This window comes from Nocardia callitridis (assembly GCF_039543305.1).
Taxonomy (GTDB): Bacteria; Actinomycetota; Actinomycetes; order Mycobacteriales; family Mycobacteriaceae; genus Nocardia; species Nocardia callitridis.
The window spans coordinates 924,079-942,348 of sequence record NZ_BAABJM010000001.1; the positions used below are offsets into that span (position 1 = coordinate 924,079).

Annotated in this window: 18 protein-coding genes; 11 read left to right on the forward strand and 7 right to left on the reverse strand. The window is 67.1% G+C overall.

Annotated elements, in window-relative coordinates:
* Positions 1–12: 12 nt before the first annotated feature.
* A complete protein-coding gene (locus tag ABEA50_RS03955) occupies positions 13–795 on the reverse strand; it encodes an SDR family oxidoreductase (protein WP_345493623.1) in 783 nt (260 codons plus the stop codon).
* Between the two features lie 84 nt (positions 796–879).
* Between ABEA50_RS03955 and ABEA50_RS03960 the strand changes: the two genes are divergently transcribed.
* The 8 genes from ABEA50_RS03960 (at position 880) to ABEA50_RS03995 (ending at position 8,202) form a co-directional block, all read left to right on the forward strand.
* Positions 880–1,644, forward strand: a complete 765-nt coding sequence (locus ABEA50_RS03960; protein WP_345494644.1) for an enoyl-CoA hydratase family protein — start codon at positions 880–882, stop codon at positions 1,642–1,644.
* Positions 1,645–1,679: 35 nt separating this feature from the next.
* Positions 1,680–2,561 (forward strand): CoA transferase subunit A, encoded by an 882-nt coding sequence (locus ABEA50_RS03965; RefSeq protein ID WP_345493624.1) that lies wholly within the window; start codon positions 1,680–1,682, stop codon positions 2,559–2,561.
* Between the two features lie 70 nt (positions 2,562–2,631).
* Positions 2,632–3,396, forward strand: a complete 765-nt coding sequence (locus ABEA50_RS03970) for a CoA-transferase subunit beta (protein WP_345493625.1) — start codon at positions 2,632–2,634, stop codon at positions 3,394–3,396.
* On the forward strand, positions 3,393–4,457 hold the full coding sequence (locus tag ABEA50_RS03975) for an NAD(P)H-dependent flavin oxidoreductase (protein WP_345493626.1): 1,065 nt from the start codon (positions 3,393–3,395) through the stop codon (positions 4,455–4,457). Before ABEA50_RS03970 ends, ABEA50_RS03975 begins: the two co-directional genes overlap by 4 nt.
* Before the next feature lie 1,026 nt (positions 4,458–5,483).
* Positions 5,484–5,873: a hypothetical protein gene (locus tag ABEA50_RS03980; RefSeq protein ID WP_345493627.1), complete on the forward strand. Its 390-nt coding sequence runs from the start codon at positions 5,484–5,486 to the stop codon at positions 5,871–5,873.
* On the forward strand, positions 5,870–6,556 hold the full coding sequence (locus tag ABEA50_RS03985) for a hypothetical protein (protein WP_345493628.1): 687 nt from the start codon (positions 5,870–5,872) through the stop codon (positions 6,554–6,556). The genes ABEA50_RS03980 and ABEA50_RS03985 overlap by 4 nt, the downstream gene beginning before the upstream one ends.
* The gene (locus tag ABEA50_RS03990; protein WP_345493629.1) at positions 6,553–7,305 is read left to right on the forward strand and encodes an ESX secretion-associated protein EspG; all 753 of its coding nucleotides are present in this window, start codon (positions 6,553–6,555) and stop codon (positions 7,303–7,305) included. The genes ABEA50_RS03985 and ABEA50_RS03990 overlap by 4 nt, the downstream gene beginning before the upstream one ends.
* Before the next feature lie 51 nt (positions 7,306–7,356).
* Positions 7,357–8,202 (forward strand): polyphosphate kinase 2 family protein, encoded by an 846-nt coding sequence (locus ABEA50_RS03995; RefSeq protein ID WP_345493630.1) that lies wholly within the window; start codon positions 7,357–7,359, stop codon positions 8,200–8,202.
* A gap of 9 nt (positions 8,203–8,211) precedes the next feature.
* Here the strand turns inward: ABEA50_RS03995 and ABEA50_RS04000 are convergent, their stop codons facing one another.
* Positions 8,212–8,976, reverse strand: a complete 765-nt coding sequence (locus tag ABEA50_RS04000) for an LLM class flavin-dependent oxidoreductase (protein WP_345493631.1) — start codon at positions 8,974–8,976, stop codon at positions 8,212–8,214.
* A 253-nt stretch (positions 8,977–9,229) separates the two neighbouring features.
* Between ABEA50_RS04000 and ABEA50_RS04005 the strand changes: the two genes are divergently transcribed.
* Both ABEA50_RS04005 and ABEA50_RS04010 read left to right on the forward strand, forming a co-directional pair.
* Positions 9,230–9,994, forward strand: a complete 765-nt coding sequence (locus ABEA50_RS04005) for a DsbA family protein (protein ID WP_345493632.1) — start codon at positions 9,230–9,232, stop codon at positions 9,992–9,994.
* Complete coding sequence (locus ABEA50_RS04010; RefSeq protein ID WP_345493633.1) at positions 9,991–10,557, forward strand: vitamin K epoxide reductase family protein; 567 nt, start codon at positions 9,991–9,993, stop codon at positions 10,555–10,557. Before ABEA50_RS04005 ends, ABEA50_RS04010 begins: the two co-directional genes overlap by 4 nt.
* Before the next feature lie 9 nt (positions 10,558–10,566).
* Here the strand turns inward: ABEA50_RS04010 and ABEA50_RS04015 are convergent, their stop codons facing one another.
* Positions 10,567–11,661 (reverse strand): S1C family serine protease, encoded by a 1,095-nt coding sequence (locus tag ABEA50_RS04015; protein ID WP_345493634.1) that lies wholly within the window; start codon positions 11,659–11,661, stop codon positions 10,567–10,569.
* Between the two features lie 111 nt (positions 11,662–11,772).
* Between ABEA50_RS04015 and ABEA50_RS04020 the strand changes: the two genes are divergently transcribed.
* Complete coding sequence (locus tag ABEA50_RS04020) at positions 11,773–12,828, forward strand: NAD(P)-dependent alcohol dehydrogenase (protein WP_345493635.1); 1,056 nt, start codon at positions 11,773–11,775, stop codon at positions 12,826–12,828.
* Positions 12,829–12,895: 67 nt separating this feature from the next.
* Here ABEA50_RS04020 and ABEA50_RS04025 read toward each other — a convergent pair whose 3' ends face one another.
* From ABEA50_RS04025 to aceA, 4 genes are all read right to left on the reverse strand, one after another.
* Positions 12,896–13,321, reverse strand: a complete 426-nt coding sequence (locus tag ABEA50_RS04025) for a VOC family protein (protein WP_345493637.1) — start codon at positions 13,319–13,321, stop codon at positions 12,896–12,898.
* A gap of 102 nt (positions 13,322–13,423) precedes the next feature.
* The gene (metE, locus tag ABEA50_RS04030; protein ID WP_345493639.1) at positions 13,424–15,733 is read right to left on the reverse strand and encodes a 5-methyltetrahydropteroyltriglutamate--homocysteine S-methyltransferase; all 2,310 of its coding nucleotides are present in this window, start codon (positions 15,731–15,733) and stop codon (positions 13,424–13,426) included.
* A gap of 113 nt (positions 15,734–15,846) precedes the next feature.
* Entirely contained in the window at positions 15,847–16,719 is an 873-nt protein-coding gene (locus tag ABEA50_RS04035; RefSeq protein WP_345493640.1) for a 3-hydroxybutyryl-CoA dehydrogenase, read from the reverse strand.
* A 209-nt stretch (positions 16,720–16,928) separates the two neighbouring features.
* Positions 16,929–18,215 carry an isocitrate lyase gene (gene aceA / locus ABEA50_RS04040; protein WP_345493641.1) on the reverse strand — a complete coding sequence of 429 codons (1,287 nt, stop codon included), beginning with the start codon at positions 18,213–18,215 and terminating at the stop codon, positions 16,929–16,931.
* Positions 18,216–18,270: the final 55 nt, after the last annotated feature.

Sequence of the window (18,270 nt, forward strand, 5' to 3'; positions counted from 1 at the left end):
GCTGGCGGATCGCTACTGGCTCACGTCGGCGGTCGAGGCCGCGAGAAACGCCGGACGTTCACCGCCGCCGTGCACCAAGAGTGTTGCGCCGCTGACATATTCGGCCAACGGGGAGGCGAGGAACGCGGCGCAGTTGCCGATGTCGTCGGGAGTGGCCAGGCGGCCGAGCGGAATGGTCTTGCCCACCGCGTCGACCCCCGATTGGTCACCGAAGTGCAGTCGGCTCAGCTCGGTGTCGACGGAGCCGCCGACCAGCGAATTGACCCGCACCTTCGGCGCCCACTCCACGGCCAGCGTGGAGGTGAGGCTGTCCAGCCCGGCCTTGGCAGCACCGTAGGCGGCGGTCCCCGGCGAGGGACGCTGCCCGCTGACGCTGGAGATATTGACGATCGACCCGCCCTCCGCCTGCCGCTGCATCACGGCATTGACCGCCTGCGCGACCAGCAGTGGCGCGAGCAAGTTCAGCTCGACGATCTTGGCGTGGAAGTTCTTGCTCGCCTCGGCGGCGAGCGCGAAGGGCGCACCACCGGCGTTGTTGACCAGGTGATCGATGCGACCGTGCCGCGCGAGCACCTTCTCGACGAGCACGCCGACCGCGTCCGCGTCACGCACATCGCAGGATTCGAATTCGATGGCGCGGCCCGCCTTCTCGACGGCGACCTCGGCCGGCCGGCGCGCACAGGCGATGACCGTCGCGCCCGCCGCGAGAAAAGCCCTACTGATTCCGGCGCCCACCCCGCGCACACCGCCGGTCACCAGGACGACGCGATCGGTGAAGTCGATTTCGAGTGCCACCGTGCTAACCTACCAAGCAACTGCTTGCTTCGCCAACAAGCTCCGAGAACACGAGCTCCGAGAACAGACGCGATGGGACATGCGATGGGCATCAACCGGCACTCCGAGACGGCAGGCATCACCGTGGTCACGGTCGACTACCCGCCCGTGAACGCCATTCCGACCGACGGCTGGTTCGCCATCGCCGACGCGGTCACCGAGGCAGGTCGCGACCCGGAAACCAAGGTCGTGGTGCTGCGTGCCGAAAACCGCGGCTTCAACGCGGGCGTCGACATCAAAGAGATCCAGAGCAAACCGGGTCATCAGGCACTCATCGACGCCAATCACGGTTGCTTCGCCGCCTTCGGAGCCGTCTACGACTGCCAGGTCCCGGTGATCGCCACCGTCCAGGGCTACTGCCTCGGCGGCGGCATCGGCCTGGTCGGCAACGCCGACATCGTGATCGCCTCCGACGACGCGACCTTCGGCCTGCCCGAGGTCGACCGTGGCGCGCTCGGTGCCGCAACCCACCTGGCTCGCCTGGTCCCGCAACACCTGATGCGCGCGCTTTTCTACACCGCGAGCACCATCACCGCACAGCAACTGCACCACCACGGCTCGGTGTATCAGGTGGTGGCGCGCGCCGAACTCGACGCGGCCGCACTGAAAGTCGCGGAGAACATCGCCGCCAAGGACGGCCGTGTGATCCGGGCGGCCAAGCGCGCACTCAACGGCATCGACCCGCAGGACGTGCACCGCAGCTACCGCTACGAGCAGGGCTTCACCTTCGAACTCAACCTCGCCGGGGTCGCCGACGAGATCCGCGCGCGCTTCGACGATGACCTCGCGGCACGCAAGACCGAGCATTAGACAGCAACAGCAGTTGGACGGGAGCGGAAAAACTCATGCGAGACAAGCGAATGTCGCTGGACGAGGTCGTCGGCGAGCTGCGCAGCGGAATGACCATCGGCATCGGTGGATGGGGTTCGCGGCGTAAGCCGATGGCACTGGTGCGCGCCATCCTGCGCTCGGACATCACCGATCTGACGGTAGTCAGCTACGGCGGTCCCGATCTCGGACTGCTGTGCTCGGCGGGCAAGGTACGCAAGGCCTACTACGGTTTCGTCTCGCTGGACTCCGCGCCGTTCTACGACCCGTGGTTCGCCAAGGCACGCACCTCGGGCGCCCTGACAGCGCGCGAGATGGACGAGGGCATGCTCAAATGCGGACTGGAGGCCGCCGCCGCGCGCCTGCCGTTCCTACCGATCCGCGCCGGTCTCGGCTCCGATGTGCCGAACTTCTGGGAAGGCGAGCTGCGCACAGTCGCCTCGCCGTACCAGGACGCCGACGGCCGCACCGAAACGCTCACCGCGATGCCCGCGCTGAACCTCGATGCGGCACTCGTCCATCTGAACATCGGTGATCAACACGGCAATGCCGCCTACACCGGCGTCGACCCCTACTTCGACGACCTCTACTGCCTGGCCGCCGAGCGCCGCTACCTCTCGGTGGAACGGGTGGTGCCCACCGAGGAATTGGTGAAATCCGTTCCGCTGCAATCGTTGCTGCTCAACCGCATGTTGGTCGACGGCGTCGTGGAAGCGCCCGGCGGCGCCCACTTCACCCCCGCCGGTACGGATTACGGCCGCGATGAGAAATTCCAGAAGCACTACGCGCAGGCGGCCAAGGACCCCGAAACCTGGCAGGCATTCGTCGACACCTACCTGTCGGTCTCCGAGGAGCAGTACCAGGCCGCGGTGCGCGAGTTCGCGGCAGAACAGGCGTGAGCACGATGACACGCACCCCGCAGCGCGGCACAGCACCGCACAACCCCACGGCGAGCACGTCCCAGGAGGCATGGCGATGACCAGCACCGAAACCATTACCCGCGCCGAGGTGTGCGCGGTCGCCTGTGCCGAAATCTTCAGCGGCGCAGGCGAGATCATGGCGAGCCCGATGTCGCCGATGTCGATCATCGGCGCACGGCTGGCCAAGCTCACCACCGAACCGGACCTGCTGCTGTCCGACGGTGAGGCGCTGCTGTTCGCCGACACACCCCCGCTCGGCGCGAAAGCGCCCACCGAGGGCTGGATTCCGTTCCGCCGCGTCTTCGACGTCGTCGCCTCCGGTCGCCGCCACGTGGTGATGGGCGCCAACCAGATCGACCGGTTCGGCAACCAGAACCTGTCCGCGTTCGGGCCGCTGCAACAGCCGACCCGGCAGATGTTCGGCGTGCGCGGTGCGCCTGGCAACACCATCAACCACCCCACCAGCTACTGGGTCGCGCGCCACACCACGCGGGTGTTCACCGAACGCGTCGACGTGGTCTCCGGCATCGGCTACGACAAGCTCGATCCCGCCGACCCCGCCTACCGGTTCCACCACCTGCACCGCGTGGTGACCAACCTCGGCGTCTTCGATTTCGAGACCCCCGACCACGGCATGCGCGCGCGCAGCCTGCACCCCGGCGTCACCGCCGACGAGGTCGCGCGGAACACCTCCTTCACCATCGCGGGACTGGCCGAGGCCGACGTGACTCGGCTGCCGACCGACGAGGAACTGCGCCTGATCCGAGAGGTGCTCGACCCCAAGAAGGTTCGCGAATCGGAGGTCCCGGCATGACGCGGCTGCGTACGCCGCTCACCGAACTGGTTGGCATCGAGCATCCCGTCGTCCAGACCGGAATGGGGTGGGTCGCCGGGCCCGGCCTCGTGTCGGCCACGGCGGAGGCAGGTGGACTAGGCATCCTCGCCTCGGCGACCATGACCTTCGCCGAACTGGAAGCCGCGGTCGCGAAAACCAAGGCGAACACCGCGAAACCGTTCGGGGTGAACATCAGGGCCGACGCCTCGGACGCGAACGAGCGCATCGATCTGCTGATCCGGGAGAAAGTGGCCGTCGCCTCGTTCGCGCTCGCGCCGAAGCAGGAGCTGATCGCCAAGCTGAAAGATGCCGGGGTGGTGGTCATCCCGTCGATCGGCGCGGCCAAGCACGCGGTGAAGGTCGCCTCATGGGGTGCCGACGCCGTGATCGTGCAGGGTGGCGAAGGCGGCGGACACACCGGCCCGGTCGCCACCACCCTGTTGCTGCCCTCCGTACTGGACGCCGTGGACATCCCGGTGGTGGCAGCCGGTGGATTCTTCGACGGCCGTGGCCTCGCCGCGGCCCTGTCCTACGGTGCGGCGGGTGTCGCCATGGGCACCCGGTTCCTGCTCACCGCCGACAGCAGCGTCCCCGACGCGGTGAAGCGGGAATACCTGAGCCGCCGGTTACAAGACACCGTGGTTTCGCTCAAGGTCGACGGCATGCCGCACCGGGTGCTGAACACCGAACTCGTGCAGCGCCTGGAACATTCGGGACGCTGGCGCGGCCTGGCCGCCGCGGTGTCGAACGCCGCCAAGTTCAAGAGCATGACCGGAATGAAGTGGTCGACGCTCGTGCGCGACGGTCTCGCCATGCGAAAGACCAAGGATCTCAGCTGGTCTCAGGTGGTCATGGCGGCCAACACCCCGATGCTGTTGCGCGCGGGACTGGTCGAGGGCGACACCGGTGCCGGCGTGCTCGCGGCCGGACAGGTCACCGGGATCATCGATGATTTGCCGACCTGCGCCCAACTGATCGACGACATCGTCACCGACGCCGCCGCGCGGATCGACGCGCTCACCGCGCTCGAGGGGGAGTGATCGCCTTGGACGCCGAGTAGACCCGCGGCCGCACGCCGCAGGGTCCACCGTTTCGGCCTATGGCGTGCTCGCGCGCGACAACGAAAACGCGCACCGGACGCCGGTCCACCAACACTGAGCCGCACCAGCTGTACGCGCGCAAGCACACCCGCTGACAGCCGCTGCGACTTTCGCCGATACGCCTACAGTCGGTCGGCCTCGACATGTCCACCGTTGCCAAAGACGGCAACTCGCGCACGCGACAACGCAAACACGCACCGGACGCCTGGCCACGAACACTGAGCCCCACCAGCACGACGCGCGCGGGTGCACCGGCCGACAAGCCGCTGCGACTTTCGCCGATAGGCCCACAGCCGTTCGGCCTCGACATGTCCACCGTTGCCAAAGACGGCAACTCGCGCACGCGACAACGCAAACACGCACCGGACGCCTGGCCACGAACACTGAGCCCCACCAGCACGACGCGCGCGGGTACACCGGCCGACAAGCCGCTGCGACTTTCGCCGATAGGCCCACAGCCGTTCGGCCTCGACATGTCCACCGTTGCCAAAGACGGCAACTCGCGCACGCGACAACGCAAACACGCACCGGACGCCTGTCCACGAACGCTGAGCCGCACCAGCAAGACGCGTGCGGGTGCAGCGGCTGACAAGCCGTTGCGGTTCTCGCCGATACGACCAGCAGTCGGTCGGTGCCGACGGGTCGTCGTTGCCGTAGGGGGCAATTCGCGCGCGACAACGCAAGCGACCGCCGGAGCGTGGGCACAAATGCCGAGGTACACCGAATTCGAACACGGTCAGGGTGCGCCGCACCCCGCGGCGGTCCGCACTACGGGTGCAAGTCGGGTCGGTCGGTGTTCGCGCCGATTCACCAGCTGTCCGCACCGGCATGAGAACCGTTGCGGGGGTGGCATTCCGCGTGCCGCGTGCCAAGCACTCCCCTTTCGACATTACCGACCGGTAGAGTTCGACCGGTGCCGCGGCAGGTACCGCGGTACGAGTGATCCGAGCGGAAGGGGGGACCCGGATGTCGGTACCGGACACCGGGCAGGGGGCGGCGCGGCGACTGTACGCGGCGGCGATGAGTACCGGCCCCACACCGTTTCGACTGGACGGCGAGGTCGCCGAAAACCTCGCTGCCGCATGCGACAAGCTGGTCGACGACCTCGGCGCCGTAATCGCGCGCGGGCATCTCGTCACCGACGTCACCGGGTTTCCCGACCTGCCGACCGGCCACGCGCTCACCGCCGGATTCGGCGGCAAGGGCATGGAATACCTGGATCTCCTGCGCAGCTTCCAGGAGACCGCACTGCTGTTCAAGGCCGCGTACCTGGCGGCGGGCAAACGCTTCGCCGACGCCGACGCCGCGAACCAGGCCGCACTGAATCTGATCGCGCAACACCTGGAGACGCCATGAGTCACGCGGTGCCACCCGATCCCCTCACCCGAGCCAAGGCCGCCGCCGACGGCATACGGCAGGAACTCGCCGGATTCACCGACCACACCGTCGATCCCGCGTACGCACCGGACCGTGAACTCTTCGGCGGCTACGGCCATCAGGAGATCTGGGACCGCGTGCACGACGCACTCGACCCCACCGCGCTCGGCCAGACCGCCGACGCGTGGCAGGCCAACGCCGACACGGTCGCCGAAGCGTTCCAACAGTTCTCCGACGCCGCCAACCGGGAATTCGCCCGCTGGTCAGGACACACCGCCGACGCGGCCGTGCTGGCCACTCGTGAATTCGTGCGCGCCGGCGCCGCGACGCACGACGTGTGTCGTGCGGTGGGGCGACTGATGGAGTTGAATGGCGATGCCGCACAAACTGTTCGGGATGCTATCGCGCCACCCGAGCAGTATCGGCCCCTGGCCGACCCCGCGGCCGAGGCGGTATACGGCGGCCAGCGCAGGATGGCGCACGACAGCGCGGCGGCCGATCGGGAAGCGGATGTCAGGGACACGATGACCTACGTCTACTCCCCGACCATGCCCGCCTCCGGCGACCGAGTCCCCAGGTTCCCCACCCCACCAGCCGCGACGGGGGCCACCGAGCCGACACCGATTCGACCCAGCCCCGACGGCAGGGGCGCCGCGCAGTGAAATGGGTGCTGACCCCCGACGAGTTCACACATGTCTGGGAAAACGAAACGTGCCTCGACCGCAGGCCCTATCCACTCAACCTGGCGCCCTCTGCCACCGTCCGCACCGAATCCGAGTACCGCGCACTGCGTTTGCCGCAACGCTTCGCCCGGCAAGCCGACCCCGACCTCGCCGCCGCGTTGATGCTGTGCGCGCGCACCGACGCCACCACCTTCACCGTCTCCGGTGAACGCAGCGCGAACGCACCGACGAAGTGCGGCGGTTCCGGATGCGTACCGGCCGGCGATCCGAACGAGCGCATCCTGGCCTACGCCGCGGTCGTGCACAATCACGCGGGGATCCTGGTCGCCACCCCCGAGAAGATCACCGTGCTGATGTGCCATGCCAAACAGGTCGGCGAACGGCTGGTCCAGGTCATCGGATTGGCCAGGCCGGGAAAACTCGCGCCGATGCGCGAGCCACAGGACGCGGTCCTCGGCACCGAACCGGAGGCCGCGCCCGCGAGCAACGGGCAACGCGGCGCAGCACGGTTTCGCAAGACGCTCAGAAAACCCGTCGACAGTCGCGGATTCATCACGGTCACGGTCGCGCCGGACAACCCGATGTCGCCGCCCACCCGGCACCGCACCTGGCTCGATTTCACCGGCGACGGCCGATATCTCTTGGCCACCTCGCACGATCTCGTGCTCACCCCGGTGTCCGACGAAGAGTTCGCCACACATCTGCTACGCCTGGCACAGATCAGCTGAGTCCGCCCAACGCCGCCCACCGACCGGTTCGCTCGTGGTTAGCTGTATCGCATGGCAAAGCACTGGTCAGTCGATCCCACCGAGGCACTGCGCGCCGACGGTATCCAGATCGCCGAGCTGGATACCTCCGCCACCCCCGGGTTCAAGGGCAAGAAGAAGGCGGGCCAGAGCCTGCTGGCCGAACGCACCCAGGTGCTGTCGGATCTCCAGGAGAAGCTCTACGCCAGCGGACGTTCCGGCGACTCGCGCAGCGTGCTTCTCGTGCTGCAGGGCATGGACACCGCGGGCAAGGGCGGCATCGTCCGCCACGTCATCGGGTCGGTCGACCCGCAGGGCGTCGACCACGCCGCCTTCGGCGTGCCCACCCGCGCCGAAAAGCGCCACGACTTCCTCTGGCGCATCCGCAAACGCCTGCCCGAAGGCGGCCAGATCGGCGTATTCGACCGCTCGCACTACGAGGACGTGCTGGTGGCACGGGTGCACGAACTGGTGCCCGAGTCGGTGTGGCGCCCGCGCTACACCGAGATCAACGCCTTCGAACGCGAACTCGTCGACAGTGGGATCACGCTGGTGAAGGTAGCGCTGTTCGTCTCGTTGGACGAACAGCGCAGACGACTACTCGAACGGCTGAACCGACCGGACAAATACTGGAAGTTCAAGCCTGCTGATATCGATGAGCGCGCCTACTGGCCCGACTACACCGAGGCCTACCAGGCGGTGGTCGACCGCACCTCCACCAAGGGCGCACCGTGGTACGTGGTCCCCGCCGATCACAAATGGTATGCCAGGCTCGCGGTCACCGAACTGCTCATCGACGCCTTGGAGCAGCTCCAACTCGATTGGCCCCCTGCCGATTTCGACATCAAGGAGCAGAAGCGGCGACTGCGCGACGAGTAGCTTTCCCGCTCACCCGACCAGCGGTCGAACCTCGTCGGCGACGAACCGGATGAACTGCTCCGGGTCCGCGTCGGCCGTGGGTGCGAGCACCACCGAGTCCGCACCGGCCTCGGCCAATGCCAGTACCGCGTCCGCCACCGCGTGCGCGTCACCGGCGACCCCCGCGCCCGCCGCGTGCTCGGGTGTGCGCTCGGCCGCCACCCGCGCGGCCGCGTCCGGTCCCGTCGCCGCGAGCAAGGCCGCGACGACGTGGTGCTCATCGCTACGGCCCGCCGCCGCGCGCCCTGCCTCGATGAGCGCACGCGCCGCGCGCACACCGGCCGGATCGACGATCGAGTCCAGAAGCGTGCCGTCGGCGTGCGCGCCACACAGTTCGATCGAACGCGGCCCGCGCGCACCGGCGAAAATCTTGGGCGCCTCGGCCGGAGGTTGGTCGAGCGCCACGTCGTCGAGCTGCACATAGCGGCCCCGCGCGCTTACCCGCTCCCCGGCCAGCAGCGCGCGCAACGCGTCCAAGTATTCGCCGAGCAGCCCTACCGGCGACGCCACCCGCGCGCCGACCTGCCCCATCCAGCTCTGCACACCGTGCCCGACCCCGATCACCGGTCGATCGGGGAAAAGCCGGTGCAGCGTCGCCACTTCCATCGCGGTCAGCGCCACATTGCGCAACGGCACCGGCAGCAGGCCGATACCGACCCGCACCCGCTCGGTGCACGCCAATGCCGTGGCCGCGGTGGACAACCCTCCGGTCAGGAAGCAGTCCTCCACAGCCACAGCTGCTCCAGTTCCGTCGCCTCGGCCAGTAACGCCGACGCACGGAGTCGTTCCGGCGGATTATGCGGACGAAAAACGGCCCCGATAGCAGTCATGTCACCAGTACTACCCTGGGCATCTCGTCCATCGCGACCGATATTTCGCAATCTCTCAGGTTCACCCGCGATGATGTCGGCGGTGGCACGACGGGGTATGCGATCTACCATCGTGACGCACGAACCTGCAGGCAAGCGAAAGGCGTGGTGAACGCACGGTGAGCACAAACCGGGGTGCGAAGAACAATCCGCTGCTGGCGGCCAGTCGCGCCGACCGCAACCGCACGATCCTCATTCAGGTGGCGGTAGCCGTCGTCCTGATCGCACTGATCGCCGCCATCGGTATCGGTATCGCGGTGAAGAAATCGGAGAAGGACGCTCCCGGCGCGACGCCACAGATCCCCGCGGGCACGGCCGATGTCCCGGCGAGCCTCACCGACAACGGCTCGATCCGGCTCGGCAAGCCCGACGCCAAGGCCACCGTCCGCGTTGTCGCCGACCTGCAATGCCCGGCCTGCCAGGGCTTCGAGGGCGCCAACGCCAAGGTCATCGAGGACGCCGTGCACAACGGCACCGCGGCGGTCGAATACAACCTGATCGCGTTCCTGGACAAGAGCTCCTCCACGCAGTACTCCTCGCGCGCGGCGAACGCCTCCTACTGCGTCGCCGAGTCCGACCCCGCCAAGTACCTGACCTGGCTGACCTCGATGTACACCCAGCAGCCCCCCGAGGGCGGCGCCGGTCTCACCGACGAGCAGCTGATCCAGATCGCCGAGCAGAACGGCTACACCGATCCCGGTGTCGCGCAATGCATCACCGACCGCAAGTTCGACAAGTACGTGCAGGCGCGCACCCAGGAGGCGCTCGGAAGCGGCATCAAGTCGACACCGTCGGTGTTCATCAACGGTAAGCAGCTGGAAAACAGCCAGGACCTCTTCACCCCCGGCGGCATCGCGCCGGCGATTGCCGCCGCCGCGAAATGAGTACGGTTTCCCCCAGGGCCGCGTGGGTCCTCCTGATCGGCGGACTCGCGGGCTGGATCGCGGCGATGGCGTTGACCATCGAACGGTTCAAGCTGTTCATGGATCCCAACTACACGCCCTCGTGCAGTATCAACCCGATCCTGTCCTGCGGCTCGGTGATGGTGACCGATCAGGCCGCCGTCTTCGGGTTTCCGAATCCACTGATCGGCATCGTCGGCTTCTCGGTGGTGGTCACCCTCGCGGTGCTCGCGCTGGCCGGTGTGGTGTTCCCGCGCTGGATCTGGGGTGGGCTCTGGCTGGGCAATCTGCTCGGTGTCGTGTTCATCGGCTGGCTGATCTTCCAGAGCCTGTACCGGATCAACGCGCTGTGCCCCTACTGCATGGTGGTGTGGGCGATCATCACGCCGCTGCTCGCGGTGACAACCCAGCAGCTGTGGGGCCGCTCGACGGGACCGCTCGGCATCCTCGCACAGTGGCGTTGGACGATCGTCGCGGTGTTCTACGCGGTCGTGCTGCTGCTGATCTTCCTGCGGTTCCAGGACTACTGGCTGTCATTGGTCTAGTCGGTCGGCTCAGTTCGGGCTGCCGAGCACGAGGACGACCGGCACGGTGCGCACGCCCCCCTCGGCCTCGGTGATCTCCAACGTCACGACGTCGTCGGGCTTGCGCACATTGATCGCCTCCCGCAACGCACGCGCCGAGGCGATCGCCCGACCGTCCAACGCGGTGATCACCTCACCCTCGGCCAGTCCGGCGCGCTGGGCGGGTTGGCCGTAGATCGTCAGATCGATCCGCGCACCTCCGGATTCCGCATCGGAGATCAGCACGCCGAGCGTCGCGGTGGGGCCGACGTGCACCCGTTCGGTGGGTGTGCCGGAGCGGATCTGCTCGACGATGTTCATGGCCGCGTCGATCGGCACGGCGTAACCGCTCGGTGCGCGATCGGCACCGCCCTCGTGCTCACCGGAGGCCGCCGCGATCACACCGATCACCGAGCCGGCACGGTCCACCACCGCACCGCCGGACTGCCCAGGGCTCACCGCGGCGGAAACCTCCAGTACGCCGGTCAGCGCCTTGCGGGAAAGATCTGCGGCGTTCAACGCCACGATGGTGCTGTCGAGATCGGTGATCAGACCGGCGACCGCGGTGGGTGTGCCGCCGACGCCACCGGCATTGCCGAGGGCGAGCACCTGCTGACGCAGCCGCAGCTGCGCCGAGGAGCCGAGTTTCGCTGCCGGTAGTCCCGACGCGCCGGCCAGCGCGAGCAACGCGATGTCTGCGGTCGAGTCGTAACCGAGCACCGAGGCCGTATAGAGCTTGCCGTTGCCGACATCGGTGACGGTCACCCTGTCCGCGCCCTTGACGACATGGTGGCTGGTCAACACCTGTCCGTCGGCGGTGAGCACGATGCCCGACCCGGCCGAAGACAGGCCGAACGTGCCGGTGGAGGCTTTGATATCGACCAGGACCGGATCCACCGCCGCCGCGACGGCTGCCTGGTCGAGTGGGGGCTCCGGCGCGGTCAGTGTCGCCACGTCGGTGGTGTCCGCGGTGCCGCTGGCCCGGAAGCCGGGCAGTTCACCGCGATATGCGAGAAAGGCCGCGATCGCCAACATGGCGACGATGACCGTCGTGAGTGCGCGTCCCCCGTGCGGTTGGTGTCTCATGTCGCCTCCGCCCGGTCGGCTTCCCGCATTCCATTGTCACCGGAATTCCGCGGACCACCATGTTTTTTGTCATGTTGGCAACGGCACCCATGCGACGGTAGGCATGTACATATGAGTACAGCTGCTGCTTACGGTGTGTCCGCCGCCGATGGTTCCTTCGAGAAGGTGACGATCGAACGCCGAGACCTCGGTCCGCATGATGTGTTGATCGATATCAAGTACGCGGGCATCTGCCACTCCGATATCCATACCGCCCGCAACGAATGGGGCGGCGGCACGAAGTACCCGTGCGTTCCCGGCCACGAGATCGCGGGCATCGTCGCCGCGGTCGGATCCGAGGTCAGCGGCCACCGCGTCGGCGACCGAGTCGGCGTCGGCTGCATGGTGGACTCGTGCGGTGAGTGTGAGCCGTGCCGGGCCGGGGAGCAGCAATACTGCCAGCGCGGCGCGACGATGACCTACAACACCCCCGTTGGCGAAGCCGTGCAACCCGGCGGCCACACCCTGGGTGGTTACTCGACACAGGTGGTGGTGACCGACAACTTCGTCGTCACGATCCCCGAGGGCATCGGCCTGGACGCGGCCGCACCGCTGCTGTGCGCGGGCGTGACGCTGTTCTCGCCGCTGCGGCACTGGGGTGCCGGGCCGGGCAAGCGGGTCGCGATCATCGGCATGGGCGGTCTCGGCCACGTCGGTGTGAAGATCGCCGCGGCGCTCGGTGCCGAGGTCACGGTGCTGAGTCAGTCCCTGAGCAAGCAGGACGACGGCAAGCTGTTCGGCGCGCAGCACTACTACGCGACCGCCGACAAGCAGACGTTCAAGGATCTGCGCGGCCATTTCGACCTGATCATCAATACCGTGTCGGCGAATCTGCCGCTGGACGACTACCTGCGCCTGCTACGCGTCGACGGCACCCTGGTCCTGCTCGGACTTCCCGAAAAGCCGCTGAGCGTGCAGACTTTCAATCTCGCCAACGGTCGACGCTCGCTGGCGGGTTCGATGATCGGCGGCATCCCGCAAACCCAGGAGATGCTGAACTTCTGCGCCGAGCACGGCATCGGCGCGGAGATCGAGGTGATCTCCGCCGACCAGATCGACCAGGCTTACGACCGCGTGGTCGCCAGCGACGTGCGCTACCGCTTCGTCATCGACACCGCGACGATGTAGCGCTTATATAACCGAAAAGCCTGCGCCGCACCATTTTTGGTGCGGCGCAATGCGTTTCAGGTCCGAATCAGAACACTGTGCGCGGCATCAGTACCACTCGCCAACCGTCGGGGTCCTCGAAGGTCAGCCCGCCGTGTTCGATCCAGTAGGGGTTCTCCGGCTCGACCGGTTCGACACCGAATTCACCGAGCCGCGTGGCCACAGCACCCATCGCCGACTCGTCGCGAAAGTACAGCACGAGAAGGTTTTCCGCGCTCGGCGCGGCGCCGGGGCTGCCGTCGACATGGCTGGTGAATTCGAGGTGATATCCGGCGCCGGGCAGGCCGAGCATGACGCCGTGGTAGTCCGCGTGGTTCTCGAAACGATAGAGCTCACGCAGGCCGAGGCCCTCGACGTAGAAGTGCACGATCTCCGCGAGCCGGTCGGTCGGACGCGCGATACGGACCTGCGCGACCTGGAGTGTGTCCGGCCACGTGTCGTTCCCGTTTTCCATACCATCCATGATGCGACACATACCCGACACGATCGGGGTAGCGGCGTCAGGCCGCCGCCATGTCGATGGAACATGGCGGCGGCCTGACGAATTCGCCGGGAGTCAGTCCTCGGACTCGGCGAGAACGCGGCGGCGCACTCGCCGGGCTGCTGCCACCAAGTTGCGCAGCGACGGTTCCAGTTGCCAGTAGTGCCTGGTCTTCAAACCGCCGTCGGGGTTGGCCCACAGCCGATCCGGGCTTACCGCCTCGGCGGCGGCGGTCAGCGATTCGTCCAACTCATCGATGTCGGGGATGCGCGCGGACCTGCTCTCGTATACCCCGGGGCCGACGCCATGGCTCAGGCCGTGGCCCCCCTCGCGATCCTCCTTCAGCGCGCGCAGCACCCACTCGATCGACCTGGTCGCGACGATCGCGGTGACGTCGGCATCCAGTTCCTCCAGCGCGTCCACGACCTCGGAACGACCGGAATAGCTGATGTGGGTATGGATCTGGGTTCGCGGCTTTACCCCCGAGGTGGCCAGCCGGAACGCGCCGACCGCCCACCGCAGGAACTCGTGCCTGCCCACATCACGCAGCGGCAGCATCTCGCGAATCGCGGGCTCGTCGACCTGGATGATCGAGATCCCGGCACGCTCCAGATCCACCACCTCGTCCCGAATGGCGAGCGCCACCTGGTCGGCGGTCTCGTGCAACGGCAGGTCCTGGCGGACGAACGAGCGCGCGAGCATGGTGACCGGTCCGGTGACGATCGCCTTGACCGGCTTGTCGGTCAAGGACTGCGCGTAACCGATCCACTCCACCGACATCGGCGCCGGTCGCGACACGTCGCCGTAGAGAATCGGCGGACGCACCGCCCGCGACCCGTACACCTGCACCCAGCCGAAGTGCGTGGTGGCGAAGCCGTCCAGTAATTCCGCGAAGTACTGGATCATGTCGTTGCGCTCGTGTTCACCGTGCACGAGCACATCGAGGCCGATGTCTTCCTGTAGTCGAATCGTCGCCTCGATCTCGGCTTCGATCCGCTTGCGGTACTCGTCGTAGGACAGTCGCCCCTGCCCGAGTTCGTGACGAGCCTGGCGGATGCGGTCGGTCTGTGGGAATGAGCCGAGCGTGGTGGCTGGCACCGGCGGCAGATTCAACGCCTCCTGCTGCGCCTTGCGCCGCACCTCGTAGGGCTCGCGGGTGCGCATGTCCGGCGTGACGGCGTAAACCCGTTGGCGCACCGCGTGTTTCTGCTTGAAGTGCACCTCGGTCGGCCGCTTGCGCCACCGATCCGACGGACCTTCGGTGAGCGCCTTGGCGAGCGAAACCACCTCGCCCACTTTTTGTTTCGCGAAAGCGAGGCGGTCGGCGACATTGCCTTCGATGTCGTACTCGGTGAGCACGTCGTATGGCACGTGCAGCAGCGTTGTCCCGGTGGAGACGACCAGGTCGGGACACACCTTGGCCAGTCCGTTGAGGTATTCGAGCGTCACGTGGCGGTCGGCGCGCCACACATTGCGACCGTTGATCACGCCCGCGTACAGGCGCTTGCGCCGAATACCCGGCACCTCGGCCAGATCGTCGGGGCTGATGCGGTGGCTGGCCAGATCCAGTCCGATGGCCTCCACATTGGAGGCGGCGAGGATGCGCAGCGCGGGGCCGAAATCACCGTACTGCCCGGTGACCAGGATGCGCGGGCGCAGCGGCGCGGTCGAAAGTTGTTGGTAGGCACGCTCGAACGCGGCGAGTTCGGCGGGTGTGCGCTCACTGGTGAACGCGGGCTCGTCGAGCTGCACGCAGGTCGCGCCGCGCTTGGCCAGTATCTCGAACAGCTGCTCGTAGACCGGCAGCAGCTTGTCCAGCAGGCTCAGCGTGTCGAATTCGGTCGCGCCGGGAACCTGCCCCGCCTTCGAGAGCAGCAGCAACGACACCGGGCCGAGCAGCACCGGCCGCTGTTCGATGTTCTGCTCGAAGGCCCGATCCCATTCCGCGAGCAGGGCTTCGGGGTGCAGCGAGAATTCGGTGTCGGCGTCGAGTTCCGGCTGACGGTAGTGGTAGTTGGTGCCGAAGAACCGCACCAGCTCCAGCGGCGGCACATCGGGCCGTCCGCGCGCCATCAGGAAGTAGAAGTCGAGCTCGTCCAATTCCGCACGGTAGGGCTCGAACCGCCGCGGGACCGCGCCGAACAGCAGCGCGTTGTCGAGCACATGGTCGTAGAAGGAGAAGGTATTGCCGGGGACCTGCGTCAAGCCGGTGGCCGCCAGCTCACTGAACTGTCGGTCCTGGATGTCGCGGCCGACGGCAAGCAGTTCGGCCTTGGGCAGGGTGCCGTGCCAGTACGCCTCGAGCGCCCGTTTGAGTTCCCGGTGCGGTCCGATCCTCGGGTAGCCGAGAACGCTCGATCCGTAGCCGTCGGTCACGTTCACCATGAGCGCGATGCTCCCTTCGATGGCTGTGCGGCGTCCGTTCCGCCCCTCGAGCGGAATGGACGCCGCACGCGCTGACTACTGGGTTGCTCTTTGTCGGTCGCTCGGGGGCGAAGTCACGCCCGGTTGTACTGGTAGAAACCGGCTCCGGCCTTCTTCCCGAGCAATCCCGCCTCGACCATACGCATGAGCAGCGGCGGCGCGGAGTAGAGCGGTTCCTTGAACTCGTGGTACATCGAGTCGGCGATCGAGCGCACGGTGTCGAGGCCGACGAGGTCGGTCAATGCCAGCGGACCCATCGGGTGCGCACAGCCGAGCACCATGGCCTTGTCGACGTCTTCCTTGGTGGCGAATCCGGATTCGACCATGCGGATGGCCGAGAGCAGGTACGGCACCAGCAGCGCGTTGACCACGAACCCGGAACGGTCGGCCGAGCGCACGACCTGCTTGCCGAGCACCTCACCGGCGAACAATTCGGCGCGCTTGGACACCTCGTCGCTGGTCTTGAGCGTGGTGACCAGCTCGACAAGCGGCAGCACCGGCACGGGGTTGAAGAAGTGCATGCCGAGCACCCGCTCGGGGGTCTGGGTGGCGACGGCGACCTTCATGATCGGGATCGAGGAGGTGTTGGAGGCCAGCACCGCCGAAGGGTCGGTGACCACCTTGTCGAGCTCGGCGAAGATGGCGGTCTTCACCGCCTCGTCCTCGAGCACGGCCTCGACGACCAGCTGACGATCGGCGAAATCACCGAGGTCAGAGGTGAAACGCAACCGCCACGCGGCCTGTTCGCGTTCGCGCTCGGTGATCTTGCCGCTGCTGACGCCACGGTCGAGTGAACGCAGAATGCGGGCGCGGCCCGCGGCGGCCAGTTCCCTGGTCTGTTCGTAGACGAGCACATCGACGTGCGCGCGAGCGCACACCTCTGCGATTCCGGCACCCATCTGTCCGGCGCCGATTACTCCGACGCGCTGAATCTTCTCGCTGCTCACGTCCCGCTCCTGCTGGTTGTCTGGCTGTCGGGTGGTGGTGGGAAGGTGAGCTCAGGTGTGAGCGCCTTCACTTGACCAAAATATAGGGATGCCCTCCCCGCTGAGGGCTGTTCCAACGGGGAGGGCGGTACACCCCTACCTGCGTAGAGGAATCAAAATATTCGGCTGTGCCACGCGGCGCGGCGAATTCACCGCGCCGCGAAGACAACTCAGTGGAACTGGCCCTCTTCGGTGGAGCCCTTCAGCGCCGCCGTCGAGGTGTTCGGGTCAACGGTGGTGGCGATCAGGTCGAAGTAGCCCGCGCCGACCTCACGCTGGTGCTTGGTGGCGGTGTAGCCGCGCTCCTCGGCCGCGAACTCGCGCTCCTGCAGGTCGACGTAGGCGGTCATGCCCTCGCGGGCGTAGCCGTAGGCCAGGTCGAACATGCCGTAGTTGAGCGAGTGGAAGCCGGCCAGGGTGATGAACTGGAACTTGAAGCCCATCGCGCCGAGTTCCTTCTGGAACTTCGCGATGGTGGCGTCGTCCAGGTGCGCCTTCCAGTTGAACGACGGCGAGCAGTTGTAGGCCAGCAGCTGGTCGGGGAACTCGCTGCGCACGGATTCGGCGAACTTCTTGGCGATCTCGAGGTCCGGCTTGCCGGTCTCCATCCAGATCAGGTCCGCGTACGGCGCGTAGGCCTTGGCGCGGGCGATGCAGGGCTCGATACCGTTCTTCACGCCGTAGAAGCCTTCGGCGGTGCGGGTGCCGTCCAGGAACTGCTTGTCGCGGTCGTCCACGTCGCTGGTGATCAGCGTGGCGGCCTCGGCGTCGGTGCGCGCGATGATGACCGAGGGCACGTCGGCGACGTCGGAGGCCAAGCGCGCGGAGGTCAGGGTGCGGATGTGCTGCTGGGTCGGGATGAGCACCTTGCCACCGAGGTGGCCACACTTCTTCTCCGAGGCGAGCTGGTCTTCCCAGTGCACACCGGCGGCACCGGCGGCGATCATGGCCTTCTGTAGCTCGTAGGCGTTGAGCGCGCCGCCGAAACCGGCTTCGGCGTCGGCGACGATCGGGGCCAGCCAGTTCTTGACCGAGGTGTCGCCCTCGACGGCGGCGATCTCGTCGGCGCGCAGCAGCGCGTTGTTGATCCTGCGGACCACGGCGGGCACCGAGTTGGCCGGGTAGAGGCTCTGGTCGGGGTAGGTGTGGCCGGAGAGGTTCGCGTCACCGGCGACCTGCCAGCCCGACAGGTAGATGGCCTGCAGGCCCGCGCGCACCTGCTGGACGGCCATGTTGCCGGTCAGCGCGCCGAGCGAGTTGATGTAGTCGGTGTTGTTGACGAGGTCCCAGAGGACCTCCGCGCCGCGCCGAGCCAGCGTGGATTCCTCGACCACGTTGCCCTGGAGCTTGGCGACCTGCTCCGCGGTGTAGTTACGGGTGACGCCCTTCCAGCGGGGGTTGGTGTCCCAGTCCTGCTGGATTTCCGCGGCGGTCTTCGGGGTGCCGGTGGTCGACATCTCTGACTCCACTTCCTCGTTCGGTCAATTGGCTCCATGCGGTGGTCGGCTCGAT

Bases quoted from the DNA above. Each gene is read 5' to 3' on its own strand.
- ABEA50_RS03970 (WP_345493625.1), top strand. From the start codon at position 2,632: ATGGCGATGACCAGCACCGAAACCATTACCCGCGCCGAGGTGTGCGCG.
- ABEA50_RS03960 (WP_345494644.1), top strand. From the start codon at position 880: ATGGGCATCAACCGGCACTCCGAGACGGCAGGCATCACCGTGGTCACG.
- ABEA50_RS04020 (WP_345493635.1), top strand. From the start codon at position 11,773: ATGAGTACAGCTGCTGCTTACGGTGTGTCCGCCGCCGATGGTTCCTTC.
- aceA (WP_345493641.1), bottom strand. From the start codon at position 18,215: ATGTCGACCACCGGCACCCCGAAGACCGCCGCGGAAATCCAGCAGGAC.
- ABEA50_RS04025 (WP_345493637.1), bottom strand. From the start codon at position 13,321: ATGGAAAACGGGAACGACACGTGGCCGGACACACTCCAGGTCGCGCAG.
- ABEA50_RS04015 (WP_345493634.1), bottom strand. From the start codon at position 11,661: ATGAGACACCAACCGCACGGGGGACGCGCACTCACGACGGTCATCGTC.
- ABEA50_RS03965 (WP_345493624.1), top strand. From the start codon at position 1,680: ATGCGAGACAAGCGAATGTCGCTGGACGAGGTCGTCGGCGAGCTGCGC.
- ABEA50_RS03985 (WP_345493628.1), top strand. From the start codon at position 5,870: ATGAGTCACGCGGTGCCACCCGATCCCCTCACCCGAGCCAAGGCCGCC.
- metE (WP_345493639.1), bottom strand. From the start codon at position 15,733: ATGGTGAACGTGACCGACGGCTACGGATCGAGCGTTCTCGGCTACCCG.
- ABEA50_RS04010 (WP_345493633.1), top strand. From the start codon at position 9,991: ATGAGTACGGTTTCCCCCAGGGCCGCGTGGGTCCTCCTGATCGGCGGA.
- ABEA50_RS03995 (WP_345493630.1), top strand. From the start codon at position 7,357: ATGGCAAAGCACTGGTCAGTCGATCCCACCGAGGCACTGCGCGCCGAC.
- ABEA50_RS03980 (WP_345493627.1), top strand. From the start codon at position 5,484: ATGTCGGTACCGGACACCGGGCAGGGGGCGGCGCGGCGACTGTACGCG.
- ABEA50_RS03975 (WP_345493626.1), top strand. From the start codon at position 3,393: ATGACGCGGCTGCGTACGCCGCTCACCGAACTGGTTGGCATCGAGCAT.